This is a genomic window from Phytomonospora endophytica, from assembly GCF_014202425.1.
GTDB classification, from domain to species: Bacteria; Actinomycetota; Actinomycetes; order Mycobacteriales; family Micromonosporaceae; genus Phytomonospora; species Phytomonospora endophytica.
In genome coordinates this window covers 428,995-443,477 of record NZ_JACHGT010000003.1, presented here as the reverse complement: position 1 = coordinate 443,477, position 14,483 = coordinate 428,995, and the positions used below count along the sequence as shown (strand labels likewise).

Annotated in this window: 13 protein-coding genes; 8 read left to right on the top strand and 5 right to left on the bottom strand. The window is 69.1% G+C overall.

All coding sequences use genetic code 11. From position 1 onward, the window contains the following. Positions 1-108 precede the first annotated feature (108 nt). Both HNR73_RS08425 and HNR73_RS08420 read left to right on the top strand, forming a co-directional pair. Positions 109-1,179, top strand: coding sequence for a MalY/PatB family protein (locus HNR73_RS08425; RefSeq protein ID WP_239121971.1), 1,071 nt, complete (start codon positions 109-111; stop codon positions 1,177-1,179). Then, on the top strand, positions 1,176-1,529 hold the full coding sequence (locus tag HNR73_RS08420) for a hypothetical protein (RefSeq protein ID WP_184786725.1): 354 nt from the start codon (positions 1,176-1,178) through the stop codon (positions 1,527-1,529). The genes HNR73_RS08425 and HNR73_RS08420 overlap by 4 nt, the downstream gene beginning before the upstream one ends. A 59-nt stretch (positions 1,530-1,588) precedes the next feature. Here HNR73_RS08420 and acnA read toward each other — a convergent pair whose 3' ends face one another. Then, a complete protein-coding gene (acnA, locus tag HNR73_RS08415) occupies positions 1,589-4,324 on the bottom strand; it encodes an aconitate hydratase AcnA (protein WP_203685801.1) in 2,736 nt (911 codons plus the stop codon). A gap of 158 nt (positions 4,325-4,482) precedes the next feature. Here acnA and HNR73_RS08410 point away from each other — a divergent pair, with 158 nt between their 5' ends. Then, on the top strand, positions 4,483-4,860 hold the full coding sequence (locus HNR73_RS08410) for a VOC family protein (RefSeq protein WP_184786724.1): 378 nt from the start codon (positions 4,483-4,485) through the stop codon (positions 4,858-4,860). Positions 4,861-4,912: 52 nt separating this feature from the next. Here the strand turns inward: HNR73_RS08410 and HNR73_RS08405 are convergent, their stop codons facing one another. Together HNR73_RS08405 and HNR73_RS08400 are read right to left on the bottom strand one after the other, a co-directional pair. After that, complete coding sequence (locus tag HNR73_RS08405; RefSeq protein WP_184786723.1) at positions 4,913-5,899, bottom strand: aldo/keto reductase; 987 nt, start codon at positions 5,897-5,899, stop codon at positions 4,913-4,915. Positions 5,900-6,009: 110 nt separating this feature from the next. Continuing rightward, entirely contained in the window at positions 6,010-7,488 is a 1,479-nt protein-coding gene (locus HNR73_RS08400; RefSeq protein ID WP_184786722.1) for an aminopeptidase P family protein, read from the bottom strand. Positions 7,489-8,321: 833 nt separating this feature from the next. Here HNR73_RS08400 and asnB point away from each other — a divergent pair. Genes asnB through HNR73_RS08385 form a run of 3 tightly spaced genes read left to right on the top strand, consistent with a single transcriptional unit; the run spans position 8,322 to position 10,989 of the window. Next, the gene (gene asnB, locus HNR73_RS08395) at positions 8,322-10,274 is read left to right on the top strand and encodes an asparagine synthase (glutamine-hydrolyzing) (protein WP_184786721.1); all 1,953 of its coding nucleotides are present in this window, start codon (positions 8,322-8,324) and stop codon (positions 10,272-10,274) included. A gap of 53 nt (positions 10,275-10,327) precedes the next feature. Beyond that, positions 10,328-10,597, top strand: a complete 270-nt coding sequence (locus HNR73_RS08390; RefSeq protein WP_184786720.1) for a ribbon-helix-helix domain-containing protein — start codon at positions 10,328-10,330, stop codon at positions 10,595-10,597. Continuing rightward, positions 10,594-10,989: a hypothetical protein gene (locus HNR73_RS08385; RefSeq protein ID WP_184786719.1), complete on the top strand. Its 396-nt coding sequence runs from the start codon at positions 10,594-10,596 to the stop codon at positions 10,987-10,989. The genes HNR73_RS08390 and HNR73_RS08385 overlap by 4 nt, the downstream gene beginning before the upstream one ends. On the opposite strand, the gene HNR73_RS08380 is transcribed toward HNR73_RS08385, so the two are convergent. Then, positions 10,986-11,366: a thioesterase family protein gene (locus HNR73_RS08380; protein WP_184786718.1), complete on the bottom strand. Its 381-nt coding sequence runs from the start codon at positions 11,364-11,366 to the stop codon at positions 10,986-10,988. The two genes, HNR73_RS08385 and HNR73_RS08380, sit on opposite strands and share 4 nt — an antisense overlap. 47 nt (positions 11,367-11,413) lie before the next feature. Between HNR73_RS08380 and HNR73_RS08375 the strand changes: the two genes are divergently transcribed. Further along, positions 11,414-12,175 (top strand): SIR2 family NAD-dependent protein deacylase, encoded by a 762-nt coding sequence (locus HNR73_RS08375; protein ID WP_184786717.1) that lies wholly within the window; start codon positions 11,414-11,416, stop codon positions 12,173-12,175. Positions 12,176-12,197: 22 nt separating this feature from the next. Next, positions 12,198-13,253, top strand: a complete 1,056-nt coding sequence (locus HNR73_RS08370; RefSeq protein ID WP_184786716.1) for a phosphatase PAP2 family protein — start codon at positions 12,198-12,200, stop codon at positions 13,251-13,253. On the opposite strand, the gene HNR73_RS08365 is transcribed toward HNR73_RS08370, so the two are convergent. Beyond that, a complete protein-coding gene (locus HNR73_RS08365) occupies positions 13,180-14,469 on the bottom strand; it encodes a PH domain-containing protein (RefSeq protein ID WP_184786715.1) in 1,290 nt (429 codons plus the stop codon). The two genes, HNR73_RS08370 and HNR73_RS08365, sit on opposite strands and share 74 nt — an antisense overlap. Positions 14,470-14,483: the final 14 nt, after the last annotated feature.

Genomic DNA, 14,483 nt, shown 5'->3' with positions numbered 1-14,483 from the left:
GTGATCCTTTTCGATGTTTCGATGTCCTGGCAGGATGGGCTGGTGACCGATCCCCTCAGTGATGTCTCCCTGTCCGAACTGCGTTCCCGGCAGAGCGTGAAGTGGCGCATGTACGAGCCGGACGTGCTGCCCTTGTTCGTCGCCGAGATGGACTCGGCGCTGGCACCGCCGGTGGCGGCGGCGCTGACCGCCGCGGTCGAGCGGGGTGACACCGGTTATCCGCATCCGGGTCGCTTCCCGGCGGCGTTCACCGCTTTCGCCGAGCGCCGGTACGGGTGGGTGGTGCCGTCGGAGCCGGTTCTGGTGGCCGATGTGATGGTGGGGTTGATGGCGGCCTTGGACGAGGTGTGCGGGCCGGGGGACGCGGTGGTGGTGTCGACGCCGGCGTATCCGCCGTTCTTCCGGAATCTGGAGTTGTCGGGGCGGCGGCTGGTGTCGAGTCCGCTGAAGGTGTCGGCGGAGGGTTTCGCGCTGGATCTGGATCGTCTCGAAGCGGATTTCGCGTCGGGGGCGAAGGCGTATCTGTTGTGTAATCCGCATAATCCCTGTGGTCTGGCCTACAGCCGTGCGGAGCTGCTGGCGGTGGCGGGGCTGGCGGAGAGGTACGGGGTGCGGGTGGTGGCCGATGAGATTCACGCGCCGTTGACGATGCCGGGTGTGGGGCATGTGCCGTTCGCGTCGCTGGACACCGAGGCTTCGGCGTTGGCGTATACGGCGGTGTCGGCGTCGAAGGCGTGGAACCTGGCGGGTTTGAAGGCGGCGTTGCTGGTTTCGGGTGCGGCTTGTGCGCGGCCCGCCTCGGCGCGGGATCTGGAGGAGCATGTCGGGCACTTGGGTGTGCTGGGTGGGACGGCGGCTTTCGAGGAGGGGGAGGAGTGGCTGGACGGTCTGCGGGCGGCGATCGCGGTGAACGCGGCGTGGCTGGGGGCGGAGTTGGCGCGGCGGCTTCCGGAGGTGGCGTACTTCCCGCCGAGGGCGACGTATTTGGCGTGGCTGGACTTTCGGGCGCTGGGTCTGGGTGATGATCCGGCGGAGGTGCTGCGGGAGAAGGGGCGGGTGGCGTTGGTTCCGGGGCTGGATTTCGGTGCCGAGGGGGCGGGTTTCGCGCGGCTGAATCTGGCGACGTCGCCTGCGATCCTGGCTGAGGGTGTTGACCGGATAGTCAAGGCCGTGCGGTGAGCGGACCCGGTGGCAGCGGCTGGCCGTTGGGGGATCCGCCGCCGGGGACGGCGGCGGGGGTGCGTTCGGCGCTGGTGCGGTTGGCGGTGACGCGCGGGAGGGTCGCGCAGGCGATGTCGGCGGCGGTGGCGGCCGGTGAGCCGGTGCGGGATCTGGAAGGTCTGGCGCACGAGATGCTGGTGTCGACCGATGCCGAGATCCGGCGGGTCGGTGCGCTGGCGCTGGGTCAGCTGGCGCCGCGTGGTATCGACCGGGAGCGGGCTTTGCGGGTGCTGCGGGGGTTGCTGCTGGATCCGTCGATGGGTGCGGTGGCGGGGGAGTCGCTGGGGCAGGTCCTCAATCACGGGTAGTGGGCATGGGAAAGGGGGCGGCGCGTCGGCGCCGCCCCCTTTTTCTTCGTCGTCGGGTGTTACTTCGCGATCAGGGACCGCAGGACGTACTGGAGGATCCCGCCGTGGCGGTAGTAGTCGGCCTCGCCGGGGGTGTCGATGCGGACGACGGCGTCGAAGGTGACGTCGCCGGCGCTGACCTTGACGGTGGCGGGGATGCCGCCGTCGTTGAGGTCGGTGACTCCGGTGATGTCGAAGGTCTCCTCACCGGTCAGGCCCAGGGAGGTCGCGGTGGCGCCTTCGGGGAACTGGAGCGGGAGGACGCCCATGCCGATGAGGTTCGAGCGGTGGATGCGCTCGTAGGACTCGGCGATGACGGCGCGCACGCCCAGCAGGGAGGTGCCCTTGGCGGCCCAGTCGCGCGAGGAGCCCGAGCCGTATTCCTTGCCGGCCAGGACGACCAGCGGCGTGTCGCCGGCGGCGTAGTTCTGGGCGGCGTCGTAGATGGTGGTGACCGGTCCGCCCTCGACGGTGAAGTCGCGGGTGAAGCCGCCTTCGGTGCCCGGCGCGATCTGGTTGCGCAGGCGGATGTTGGCGAAGGTGCCGCGGATCATGACCTCGTGGTTTCCGCGGCGTGAGCCGTAGGAGTTGAAGTCGCCGGGGGACACGCCGTGCTCGGTGAGGTACTTGCCGGCGGGCGAGTCGGCTTTGATGGATCCGGCCGGGGAGATGTGGTCGGTGGTGACGGAGTCGCCGAGTTTGGCCAGGACGCGGGCGCCGGTGACGTCGGTGACGGCTTCGGGTTGTGCGGGCATCCCGTCGAAGTAGGGGGCTTTGCGCACGTAGGTGGAGTCGGTGTCCCACTCGAAGGTGGCGCCGGTGGGGATGGGCAGCGAGGTCCAGCGCTCGTCGCCGTCGAAGACGCCGGCGTAGTCGGAGAGGAACATCTCGCGGCCGATCGAGGAGTTGACGATCGTGGAGATCTCGTCGTGGGAGGGCCAGATGTCGGCGAGGTAGACCGGCTTGCCGTCGGTGTCGGTGCCCAGTGCCTCGTTGTCGAGGTCGAAGTCCATGGACCCGGCGAGGGCGTAGGCGACGACCAGGGGCGGTGAGGCGAGGTAGTTCATCTTGACGTCGGGGTTGATGCGGCCTTCGAAGTTGCGGTTGCCCGACAGGACGGAGGTGACGGCGAGGTCGGCGTCGGCGATGGCGGCCGAGATCTCGGTGGGCAGGGGCCCGGAGTTGCCGATGCAGGTGGTGCAGCCGTAGCCGACGAGGTTGAAGCCGAGCTTGTCGAGGTAGGGGGCCAGGCCGGCGCGCTCAAGGTAGCCGGTGACGACCTGGGAGCCGGGGGCCAGGGAGGTCTTGACCCAGGGCTTGCGGGCCAGTCCCTTGTCGACGGCGTTCTTGGCCAGGAGGGCCGCGCCGATCATGACGTAGGGGTTGGAGGTGTTGGTGCAGGAGGTGATGGCGGCGATGACGACGGCGCCGTGGTCGAGTTCGAAGGCGGTGCCGTCTTCGAGGGTGACCGGGGTGGGGCGGTGAGGGCGGTTGCCGTTGGCGGTGACCGCGGGGGCGTCGGAGGCGGGGAAGCTTTCCTTGCCGGTCTCCTCACCGTCGGAGACGTAGTTGCCGACGTCGTGGCGCCAGGTGGGCTTGGACGCCGACAGGGAGATGCGGTCCTGGGGGCGCTTGGGGCCGGCGATGGAGGGGACGACCGTGGACAGGTCGAGTTCCAGGTATTCGCTGTAGGAGGGCTCGACGGACGGGTCGTGCCACAGGCCCTGGGCCTTGGCGTAGGCCTCGACGAGGGCGATCTGCTCGTCGCTGCGGCCGGTGAGGCGCAGGTAGGAGACGGTCTCGTCGTCGATGGGGAAGATGGCGCAGGTGGAGCCGAATTCGGGGCTCATGTTGCCGATGGTGGCGCGGTTGGCCAGGGGCACCGAGGTGACGCCTTCGCCGTAGAACTCGACGAACTTGCCGACGACGCCGTGGTCGCGGAGCATCTCGGTGATGGTGAGGACCAGGTCGGTGGCGGTGGCGCCGGGCGGGAGGGCCCCGGTGAGCTTGAAGCCCAGGACGCGGGGGATGAGCATGGAGATGGGCTGGCCGAGCATGGCCGCCTCGGCCTCGATGCCGCCGACGCCCCAGCCGAGGACGCCGATGCCGTTTTCCATGGTGGTGTGGGAGTCGGTGCCGACGCAGGTGTCGGGGTAGGCGACGACTGAGCCGTTCTCGTCGCTGCGGGTCATGACGACGCGCGCGAGGTGCTCGATGTTGACCTGGTGGACGATGCCGGTGCCGGGGGGCACGACCTTGAACTCGTCGAAGGCGGTCTGGCCCCAGCGCAGGAACTGGTAGCGCTCGCGGTTGCGTTCGTATTCGCGGATGACGTTGCGTTCGAAGGCGTCGGCGCGGCCGAAGTAGTCGACGATGACCGAGTGGTCGATGACGAGTTCGGCGGGGGCGAGGGGGTTGATGCGGTCGGGGTCGCCGCCGAGGTCGCGGACGGCTTCGCGCATCGTGGCCAGGTCGACGACGCAGGGGACGCCGGTGAAGTCCTGCATGATCACGCGGCCGGGCGTGAACTGGATCTCGACGCTCGGGGCGGCCTTGGGGTCCCAGGAGGCGAGTGCGCTGATGTGGTCGGCGGTGATGTTGGCGCCGTCTTCGGTGCGCAGGAGGTTTTCCAGCAGGATCTTGAGGCTGTAGGGGAGTTTCTGGTGTCCGTCGACGGCGGACAGGTTGAAGATTTCGAACGCCTGGTCGCCGACGTGGAGCTGGGTTTTGGCGCCGAAGCTGTCGAGGCTGGCCACTGGTACTCCCTCGAATGGTTGTTTGGTGATCGTGGTCAAGTTTGCCGTAGGGGGTGGTGCGGGGGTGCGGTAAGGGTTGGTTCGCCTCCACCCTACTACAAACCGTACGTTCGTCTTGCTATGGTCTCGGTGTTGTACGCCGCACGGATGGAGACACCATGAGTTCTTACCGCATCGACCATGTTCAGCTCGCGTGCCCGGCGGGCGCCGAGGACGCCTCGCGGGCCTTCTTCACCGGCCTGCTGGGGATGACCGAGCTGGTCAAGCCGCCGGTCCTGGCCGCGCGCGGGGGCTGCTGGTTTCGCGGGCCCGGTGACGGCGGGATCGAGATCCACCTGGGCGTCGAAGCCGACTTCGCGCCGGCCCGCAAGGCCCACCCGGGTCTGCTGTGGCCCGGTCTCGACGAGCTGGCCGCGCGGCTTGAGACCGCCGGTTATCCGGTGACCTGGGACAACGAGTCGATCGTCGGGCGGCGGCGGTTCCACACCAGTGACCCGCACGGCAACCGCCTGGAGTTCCTCGCTCCCGACGCGTGAACCCCGTCACAAGGCCCCGGTCGCGTGGAGCGGCCGGGGCCTTGCGGTGTGGTCAGCGGCGGCGGTTGGCGGCCAGGACGTTGTAGGGGTAGATCTTCGGTTTGTCGCTGGCCTGCGACAGGCGCGTGAACTGTTCGGGCGACAGTTCCCACCCGGCGGCTCCGGCGCAGTCGCGGTACTGCGTCATGGAGCTGGGTCCGATGATGGGCGCGGTGACGGTGTCGGCCTGGATCAGCCAGCGCAGCGCGACCTGCGCGATGGTGCGCCCGGCCTCTTCGGCGACCTCGCCGAGGACGTCGAGGACCGACCAGGTGTGCTCGTTGGCGTAGTCGTCCCAGGCCCCGGCGTTCTCGGCCAGGCGGGTTCCGTCGGCGGGACCGTCGCCGCGCTGGTAGCGGCCGGTCAGCCAGCCTTCGCGCAGGGGAGCCCAGGGGACCACGCCGATGCCCTCGTTGCGCGCGACCTCGACCAGCTCCCACTCGGTCTCGCGGTCGAGGAGGTTGTAGAGCGGCTGGAGGGCGACGTAGCGCTCCAGGCCGTGGCGGTCGGCGAGGTCGACGGACTTCTGCAGCTGCCAGCCCGACAGGTTCGAGGCGCCCAGGTAGCGGACCTTGCCGGACTTGACCAGGCCGTCGAGGGCCGAGAGGGTCTCTTCGAGCGGGGTGGCGTCGTCGAAGACGTGGGTGTAGTAGACGTCGATGTGGTCGGTGTTCAGGCGCTTGAGGCTCGCCTCGACGGCCGACAGGATGTGCTTGCGGCCCAGGCCGGCGTCGTTGGGAGCCTCGCCGGTGCGCCCGTAGACCTTGGTGGCGATGACGAGGTCGTCGCGTCGGCGGCCTTTCAGCCAGCGCCCGACGACCTCCTCGGCGGCACCGGCGCCGTAGGCGTCGGCGGTGTCGACGAAGGTTCCGCCGTCGGTGGTGAAGGCGTCAAGGAGGGCGTGGGCGTCGGTTTCGGCGACCTTGCCGCCGAAGAAGGCCGAGCCCATCGCCAGTTCACTGACTTTCAGGCCGCTGCGGCCCAGATAGCGCTGTTCCATGGGGCGCACGTTAGGACCTGGAGCGCGCTCCAGGTCAAGTGCGCCAGGAGCGCCCGTCGGTGATGGACGGGCGCTCCTGGCGACTCGGATGGTTTCGCGCGGCGGCCGAATCAGCCCGGCAGGCGGGCTCCGGCGTCGCGCTGTTCGGCCAGCCACGACTCGACCTCGTGCGACTTGCGGGGGAGCCCGTCGGAGAGGTTCTTCGAGCCGGTGTCGGTGACGAGGATGTCGTCTTCGATGCGCACGCCCAGGCCGCGCAGTTCATCGGGGACGAGTTCGTCGTCGGCCTGGAAGTACAGGCCGGGTTCGACCGTGACGACGTGACCGGGCTTGAACTCGCCGTCCTGGTAGTGCTCGCGGCGGGCCGAGGCGCAGTCGTGGACGTCGAGGCCGAGCATGTGCCCGAAGCTGTGCAGGGTCCAGCGGCGGTAGACCTGCGAGTCGGGGTCCATGGCCTCTTCCACCGAGGACGGCAGCAGACCGAGGTCGGCGAGGCCTTCGGCGAGGACGCGCATGGTGACCTGCTGGATCTCCTTGTAGATCAGGCCCGGGCGGATGGCGTCGATGCCGGCCTGCTGGGAGGCGTAGACCAGGTCGTAGACCTGGCGCTGCAGGTCGGTGAAGGTGCCGTTGACCGGGACGGTGCGGGTCACGTCGGCGGTGTAGAGATGCTCGTTCTCGACGCCCATGTCCATCAGCAGCAAATCGCCGGGCGTGGTCCGGCCGTCGTTGGTGATCCAGTGCAGCGTCGTGGCGTGCGAACCGGCGCCGACGATCGAGGAGTAGCCGACGTCGTTGCCGTCGTGGCGGGCGCGCAGCTGGAAGATGCCCTCGATCAGACGTTCGGACACACCCCGGTCGGAGGGGAGGACCCGCGCGACGTCTTCGAAACCACGGACCGTGGCGTCGATGGCGTCTTGGAGCTGGGCGATCTCCCACTCGTCTTTGATGGCGCGCAGCTCGGAGAGGATCTCGGCGAGTTCCTTGTCGCGTTCGCCTTCGCCGGTGGCGGCGATGGCCTTGTCGACGGCGGCGTCAAGGCCGCGCAGGACGCGGGCCTTGGCGTCGTCGAGGGCGGCGAGGACGGCTTCGAGTTCGGCCAGGTCGCGGCATTCGATGCCGAGGAGGGTGGCCTTCTCGTCGAGGGAGAGCTGGCGGCCGACCCACAGTTCGCCGTATTGGGCGCTGCGGAAGAACTCGTCGGTCTCGCGGGACTTGCGGGGCCGGCGGTAGAGGACGGCGTCGTGGCCGCCGCCGTCGGTGGGGTGGAGGACGAGGACGGACTCGGGGTCGTAGTCGCCGGTGAGCCAGGCGAAGTCGCTGCCGGGGCGGAAGCGGAAGAAGGTGTCGTTGGCGCGGCGGTGCTCCGCGCCGGTGGGGATGACCAGGGTCTCGCCGGGGAAGGCGGCCGAGAGCTGGTCGCGGCGGCGGGCGTGGTTGCGGGCCTGGGCGAGTTCGCGCAGGTCGGGGATGGTGCTGTCACCCCAGCCGGTGCGCATGAACTCCAGCAGCTTCGGCGGGAAGCCGGGGTCGTGCTTGCGTTCGCCTTCGACTCCCTTGGCGGGAACGGCGTTGTCCTCAGCGGTCATGCGGGGTGTCTCCATTCACACGAAACCATTGCGCCATTGCAATATTACTGCGCGCGCCGCGCTGTCACCTCGACGGTATCGCCTGTACCCGGCCGGTGGGGCAAAGGTGCAGGGGGAGGTGGGGAAGGTCGCGTGCGGTGGGCGGGGTGAGCGTGCGGCGGGCCCAGGCTTCGGGCGATGACGTGTCCCGGCCGCTTCTCTGTTCGGTGTCACACCGCCCGAGGGCCGGGCCGGGCTCGGTCGGTCGGGGTGATGCCTGCGCGGTGGCGGAGTGAAAGGACCGAGTCCTCGGGTTCCGCGTCGGCCGTCCGGCACAGGTCACGCCGGCCGCCCATGTCGGCGGCCACTTAGGTGACGAGGTCAAGCCGGGAGGCAGGCCCTGCGACGGAGGGCCGGCGGGCCGGGCAACGGTCACCTTCTCGGCCGGGCGCCGTCACGGCCCTTCGCCCCTGGGCGGCGCGGGTCTTCGCGGTGGCGCGTCACGCCTCAGGTGCCGGTCGGCGAGCGCCCGTGTGGTGGGCGGGAGTGGTGTGGGTGCGTTCGTGCTCGGCCGTGGTTCGCGGCCGGTGGTGCGGGTGGGTGATGTGAGTCGTTGAGCCCGCCCGCCTCTTCTCGCGGTGTCTCGCGGGTGTGGCTGGCGGTGCCTGGCTTGGGTGTCTTCGCGCCTCTCCGCCCCGGCCTGCTCGGCCCGGTTGCGTCCTGTTCGGTCCGCTCGGTGGTGGGTGGTGGTGGTTGCATGCGCGGCCGGGGCTTGGTCCCGCTGGACATCTCGGTAGTCTCGACGGAGTCTGTTGACCTGAGATCAACCGCCGTGAAGGGATTACACGTTTTCCATGTGCGGACTCCTTACCTTCATCAGCGCCCACGGGACGGCGAGCCTGTTCAAGGGCCCGATCGGGGATGCCGTCGAGCACCTCCACCACCGGGGACCTGACGAGACCGGCGTGGAACTCATCGACGATGACGCCGTGCTGTCGCACAAGCGCCTGTCGATCATCGACGTGGCCAGCTCCCATCAGCCGATGTGGTACGCCGACGGCCGGTATGTGATGACCTTCAACGGCGAGATCTACAACTACAAGGAACTGCGCGCCGAGTTGATCGCCAATCACGGTGCGACTTTCGCCACCGACGGCGACGGTGAGGTCATCCTGGCCGGGTATCACCACTGGGGCCCGTCGGTGACGACGCGGCTGCGGGGCATGTTCGCGTTCGTGATCTGGGACCGCCGCGACCGGCGCGCCTTCGGCGCCCGTGACCCTTTCGGTATCAAGCCGATGTTCTACCTGCAGACCAATGACGGGGTGTTCTTCGCCAGCGAGAAGAAGGCGCTGATGCCTTTCGTCGACTCGCGTGACATCGACGAGGTCAACCTCTCGCACTATCTGACGTTGCAGTATCCGCCGGAGCCGGGCACGATGCACCGCGCGGTCAAGCGCATCGGCTCGGGCTACCAGGTCGTGTTCGATCCGGGCGCGCCCAATGAGCGGGCCGCTGCGGTCACGTCGGCGCGTTACTACCGCGCCGACTTCCAGCCGCGTCCCGTGGATGATCCCAAGCGTCTCTACGACGAGATCCTCGACGTGCTGCGCGAGAGCGTGCGTATCCACATGCGCTCCGACGTGCCGGTCGGCGCGTTCTTGTCCTCGGGCATCGACTCCACCGGGGTGGTCGCTCTGGCGCGGGAGTTCAACCCCGAGATCTTGACCTTCACGATGGGTTTCGACGTTCCCGGGCACTACAACGAGCTCGACGTCGCCCAGGAGTCGGCGCGCGCGATGGGCGTCACCTCCATCGGCACCAAGATCGGTGCCCGGGAGATGATGGAGGAGCTGCCGCGCATCGTGTGGCACCTCGACGACCCGGTGGCCGACCCGGCGCTGGTGCCGTTGTATTTCGTGGCGAAGAAGGCCGCCGAGTACGTCACCGTCGCCATCGGTGGTGAAGGCGCCGACGAGTTCTTCGCCGGCTACCCGATCTACCGTGAGCCGCTGTCGCTGAAAGGCGTGCAGTCGCTGCCGCAGTCGATGCAGTCGGGTCTTAGGGCGGTGTCGAAGGTCATCCCCGAAGGCGTCAAGGGCAAGAGTTTCCTGGAGCGCGGGACCACGCCCCTCGAAGAGCGTTTCGTCGGCAACGCCAACATCTTCGGTGAGGCCGAGAAGCAGCTGCTGATGCGGCGTTACAACCCCGAGGTGCGCTACACCGACGTGACCGGGCCGGTCTACGCCGAGTGCATGGGTCTCGACCCGACCACGCGCATGCAGTACGTCGACATCTACACCTGGCTGCGCGGCGACATCCTCGTCAAGGCCGACCGCATGTCGATGGCGCATTCGCTGGAGGTGCGCGTCCCCTTCCTCGACCCCGAGGTGTTCAAGGTCGCCGCGAAGGTCCCGCTCGACCAGAAGGTTCCTTCGCGCATCGCCGGGCAGACCAAGCACGCGCTGCGCATGGCCCTGGAATCGGTGGTGCCGCCGGCGATCGTCAACCGCGAGAAGATGGGCTTTCCCACCCCGACGCGCGTGTGGCTCAAAGACGAGATGTTCGAGTGGGCCGACCACATCCTGGCGACCTCCAACGCCGGGGAGTACCTCGACCTCAACTACGCCCGCAAGCTCCTGCGCGACCACAAGGCCGGCGTCGCCGACAACTCCCGCAAGGTCTGGACGGTCCTGGTGTTTTGCACCTGGTTCGCGATCTTCGTGGAGAAGTCCCTCGACCCGGGTATCCGCCGCGCCAACTCCCAGCTCGCCCACAAGCCCGCGGTCGGCTCGGTGGTGGCCTGATGGGACGACATGCGGCTGGCGATGACGAGTATGCGTGGACTACCGTGTCGGGTATGCAGAGCAACAGTCAGCGGATAACCGTGACGATGCCGGCAGACCAGGCCGACCAGCTCAAGCGACTCGTCGACGCCGGCGGCGCCGACTCGGTTTCCTCCTATGTCGCCGAAGCGGTGAAGGCACGTCTCGACCGCGACCAGGGGCTGGCCGACCTGCGTGACCTGTTCGACCGCAAAGGCACCGGCCCCGGCGCCGAACACCTCGCGTGGGCACGCGAACTCCTCGGCGTCGACGAGGCCGGCGACCCCCAGGGTGCCGTGTCGTGATCGGGGGCCGCATCCTCGACTCATCGGCCATCATCGGCTTCGCCGCCAGCCGCCCCTACCCGCAGGCGGTCGTGTGGACCGCGGTGGAACAGGGCATGGTCCTGGCGGTCCCCTCCGGCGCGCTCACCGCCGCCTGGTCGCACGCGCCCCGACGCGACCGCGACGCCCTCACCGTCCTGCTCGGCCTGCCGGTCACCGTCATCCTCGACCTCGACCACCGCGCCGCCAAGGACATCGGCCTGCTGCTGTCGCGCACGAAACAACACGGGAACCTCGCCTCGGGCCACGTCGCCTGGTGCGCGCAACGCCGCCGCGGCTGGCCCGTCGTCACCGGCGAACCCGGAGCCCTCCTCGAAATGGACTCCTCACTGGAGATCGACCGCCTCCCCTAACCCGCGGCCTTGCGCACGAACCTCTCCCGGTCGACGACCACGCGCTCCACCGTGCCCTCGGCGACCACCGCCACCCCGTCGGAGACCCGCACCGAGAACACCAGCCGGCGCTCCTCGGCCGACACCACCCGCGCCGTGGCCCACACACGCCCGCCCACCGGCGTGGGCGCCAGATGCGCCAGGTCGACGCGCGTGCCCACCGTCGTGCGGCCCGGGGCCAGCCGCCCCACCGTCACCGCCACACACGCCGCCTCCGCCAACGCCACCACCCGGGGAGTGCCCAGCACCGGCACGTCACCCGAACCCAGCGCCTGCGCGGTATCGGCCTCGGTGACGATCAGCTCCACACCGGACTCCTGGCCCGCCACGATGTCCATGCCCACCAGCCTAGGCGAGCCTCGCACGCGCCCGGTAGCGTCGCGGCATGACCATGAGCGCCTTCGCCGGGCTCCTCAAGGCCGCACCGTCGGTGACCGTCTTGACCGGGGCCGGTATCTCCACCGACTCCGGCATCCCCGACTACCGCGGCCCACAAGGCGTGTGGACCAAGGACCCCGACGCCGCCAAGTACGTCACGCTCGACACCTACCTCGCCGACCCGCAACTGCGCCGCGAGTCCTGGCTGCGCCGCCGCGACCACCCCGCCTGGGACGCCCGGCCCAACGCCGCCCACGCCGCCCTGGTCGCCCTGGAAAAACGCGGACAACTCGACGCGATCATCACCCAGAACATCGACGGCCTCCACCAAAAAGCCGGCAGCGACCCCGCCAAGGTCATCGAGATCCACGGCACCATCTTCGGCGTCGACTGCATGACCTGCCACGAACGCACCACCATGCGCCAGGCCCTCGACCGCGTCGCCGACGGCGAACCCGACCCCGCGTGCCTCGCATGCGGCGGGATCCTCAAATCGGCCACCATCTCCTTCGGACAAAACCTCGACAGCACCGTCCTGCACGCCTCGGTCGCCGCCGCACAGGCCTGCGACCTGCTCATCACCATCGGCACGTCCCTCACCGTCCACCCCGCCGCGGGCCTGGTCGACGTGGCCCTGCGCGCCGGGGCGCGCGTCGTGATCTGCAACGCTGAACCCACCCCGTACGATGCGGTGGCGCACGCGGTCGTGCGCGATCCGATCGGCGAGGCGCTGCCCTCGGTGGTCGCGGCGACCGAAATCGACGAGTAGCCCCTTATGAGGATGGACGCGCATGACGGCCGACAGCGGTGAGCCGACCGGAACGACCCCGCCGACCGGCCTCGCCAAACGGCGCGCCATCGGCATCGCGGCCTGGGTCGCCGGATTCGTCCTCTACAGCTTCGCGCTGGGACTGCCGACCACCGACCCGGTCTTGGCGTTCCTGTGGCTGTGGGCACTGACCTACGCCTGGAACAGCCACTACCCGCTGCGCAGGCACCTGCGCTTCCTGCGCGACTGGTTCCCGATGATCCTGCTCCTGCAGGTCTACAACGTCTCCCGCGGCTTCGCCGACGACGGATTCGTCCCCCACGCCACCGAACTGATCGCCTTCGACACCTGGATGTTCGGCGGGAACGTCCCCACCGTCTGGCTCCAGCACCACCTCTACGACCCCGACCACGTCCAATGGTGGGACGTCCTGGTCAGCGTCGTCTACTTCTCCCACTTCGTGGCCGCCCTCATCGTCGCGGTCCTGCTGTGGCTGCGCGCCCGCCCCGAATGGGGCCGCTTCATCCGCCGCTGGTTCTTCCTGATGTTCTTCGGCCTGGTCACCTACTTCCTCTACCCGGCCGCACCCCCATGGTGGGCGGCGAAGTACGGCATGATCGAACCGATCGAACGGATCTCCACCCGCGGCTGGGACCTCATCGGCCTCCACGGCGCCGGGAACATGCTCAACCAGGCCCAAATCGGCCTGTCCAACCCCGTCGCGGCGATGCCCTCACTGCACACCGCCTTCGCCCTGCTCGTCGTGGCGTTCTTCTTCCCGAAAGTCCGCACCCGCTGGATCCCGCTCCTGGTCGTCTACCCCCTGGCGATGACCTTCACCCTCGTCTACAGCGGCGAGCACTGGATCATCGACGTCCTCGTCGGCTGGATCTACGTCGGCATCACCTTCGCCGTGGTCGGCTACGCCGAGAAATGGTGGCGCCGCCGCAAACAGCGCCGCGCCGCAGCCGCCGCACAGGCACGCGGCGAAGACGACGGCGAGGTCAGCCGGGAGGAACCGGACGGTTCTGCTGTGAACGCCGGACCAGATCACGTGCCAGCGTCACCGCCTCACTGAGCGGACGGTGCCGGGCGGCGGTGCTCACCGAGATGGTCCCGGCCAGATCGACATGGACGGTGGCCAGCGCCAGCAGGCGCTGCCACCGGCCCTGCGTCACCCGCACCGACAGGATCCGCCCGTAGGGGACGAACGCCTCGGTCGGGCTCCACCGGCCCGAACGCACGGCGTAGTGCTCATCGGTCAGGCACACCCCGAAGAACCGCCACCGCAGCGGCGCCCGCCACCGCGCCCGCCGCGGCAGACCCCGGTAGACCAGACCGTCGATGTCGGCGCCCGGCAGGACCGCCGCGGTGATCACCGCGGCCTCCGCACGCGTCCCGACCGGCAGGAGACTACGCCCGCTGAACGCCTCGGTACCGGCGTTCGTCGCCGAATAGGCCGCACTGGCCACATGCGCACGCACCCAGCCCACCGGGCGCCACAACAGCGGCGAACGGATCGTCACCGCCGTCACCCGCCGCAACGGCAGCGTCTGCTGGCGCTGCTCGAACAACCCATGCCGGATGCGCAACCCGTCATCGGTCACCGAACCGGTGAAGCCGTAGTTGACGAAGGCCTCTTTCACCGGCTGGAACAAGATCCCCGCCACGGCCGTGAACATCCCCGCCAAGCCCAGAATCGACAAGTCGGGGTCGATGGCGAACAGCCACACCGTCACCGCCACCGCGATCGGCAGGAACAGGATCTGCGGCGTCATCAGCTGCGCGGCCAGCAAACGCCTGGCCGGGACCATCACCAACGGCGCGGCGGCCGCCACCGGCTCCAACACGGCCTCACCGTCATCGGCCGCGGCCGCCTCCGGCCGTGAGGCGGCCAGCAACTCCCGCCGCAGATCCCGCGCACGGCCCAGCGTCAAATACGACAAGGGCGCCTCGGTCTTGGCGCCACCGGCGACCTCAAGACGCAACTCCGCCAGCCCCAGCAACCGCGCCAGCAACGGCCGCACCACATCGACGGCCTGCAAACGCGCCACCGGAATCGTCCGCCGGCTCCGCGTCAAGATCCCATCGGCGATCCGCAACTCACCGTCGGCGACCTGATAACCCGTCACGTACCAGCCGATCCACGACCAGATCAGCCCCAGCACACCGAACGCGGCCACGATCATCGCGCCCCGCTCCAGCCCCAGCCGCGCGAAACCCTGCCAGGAGATCGCCGCGATCACGAACCAGAAACTCCGCACGCCCTTCACCAGCGGCGTCAACGGATGCATGCGGTCCATCCCCG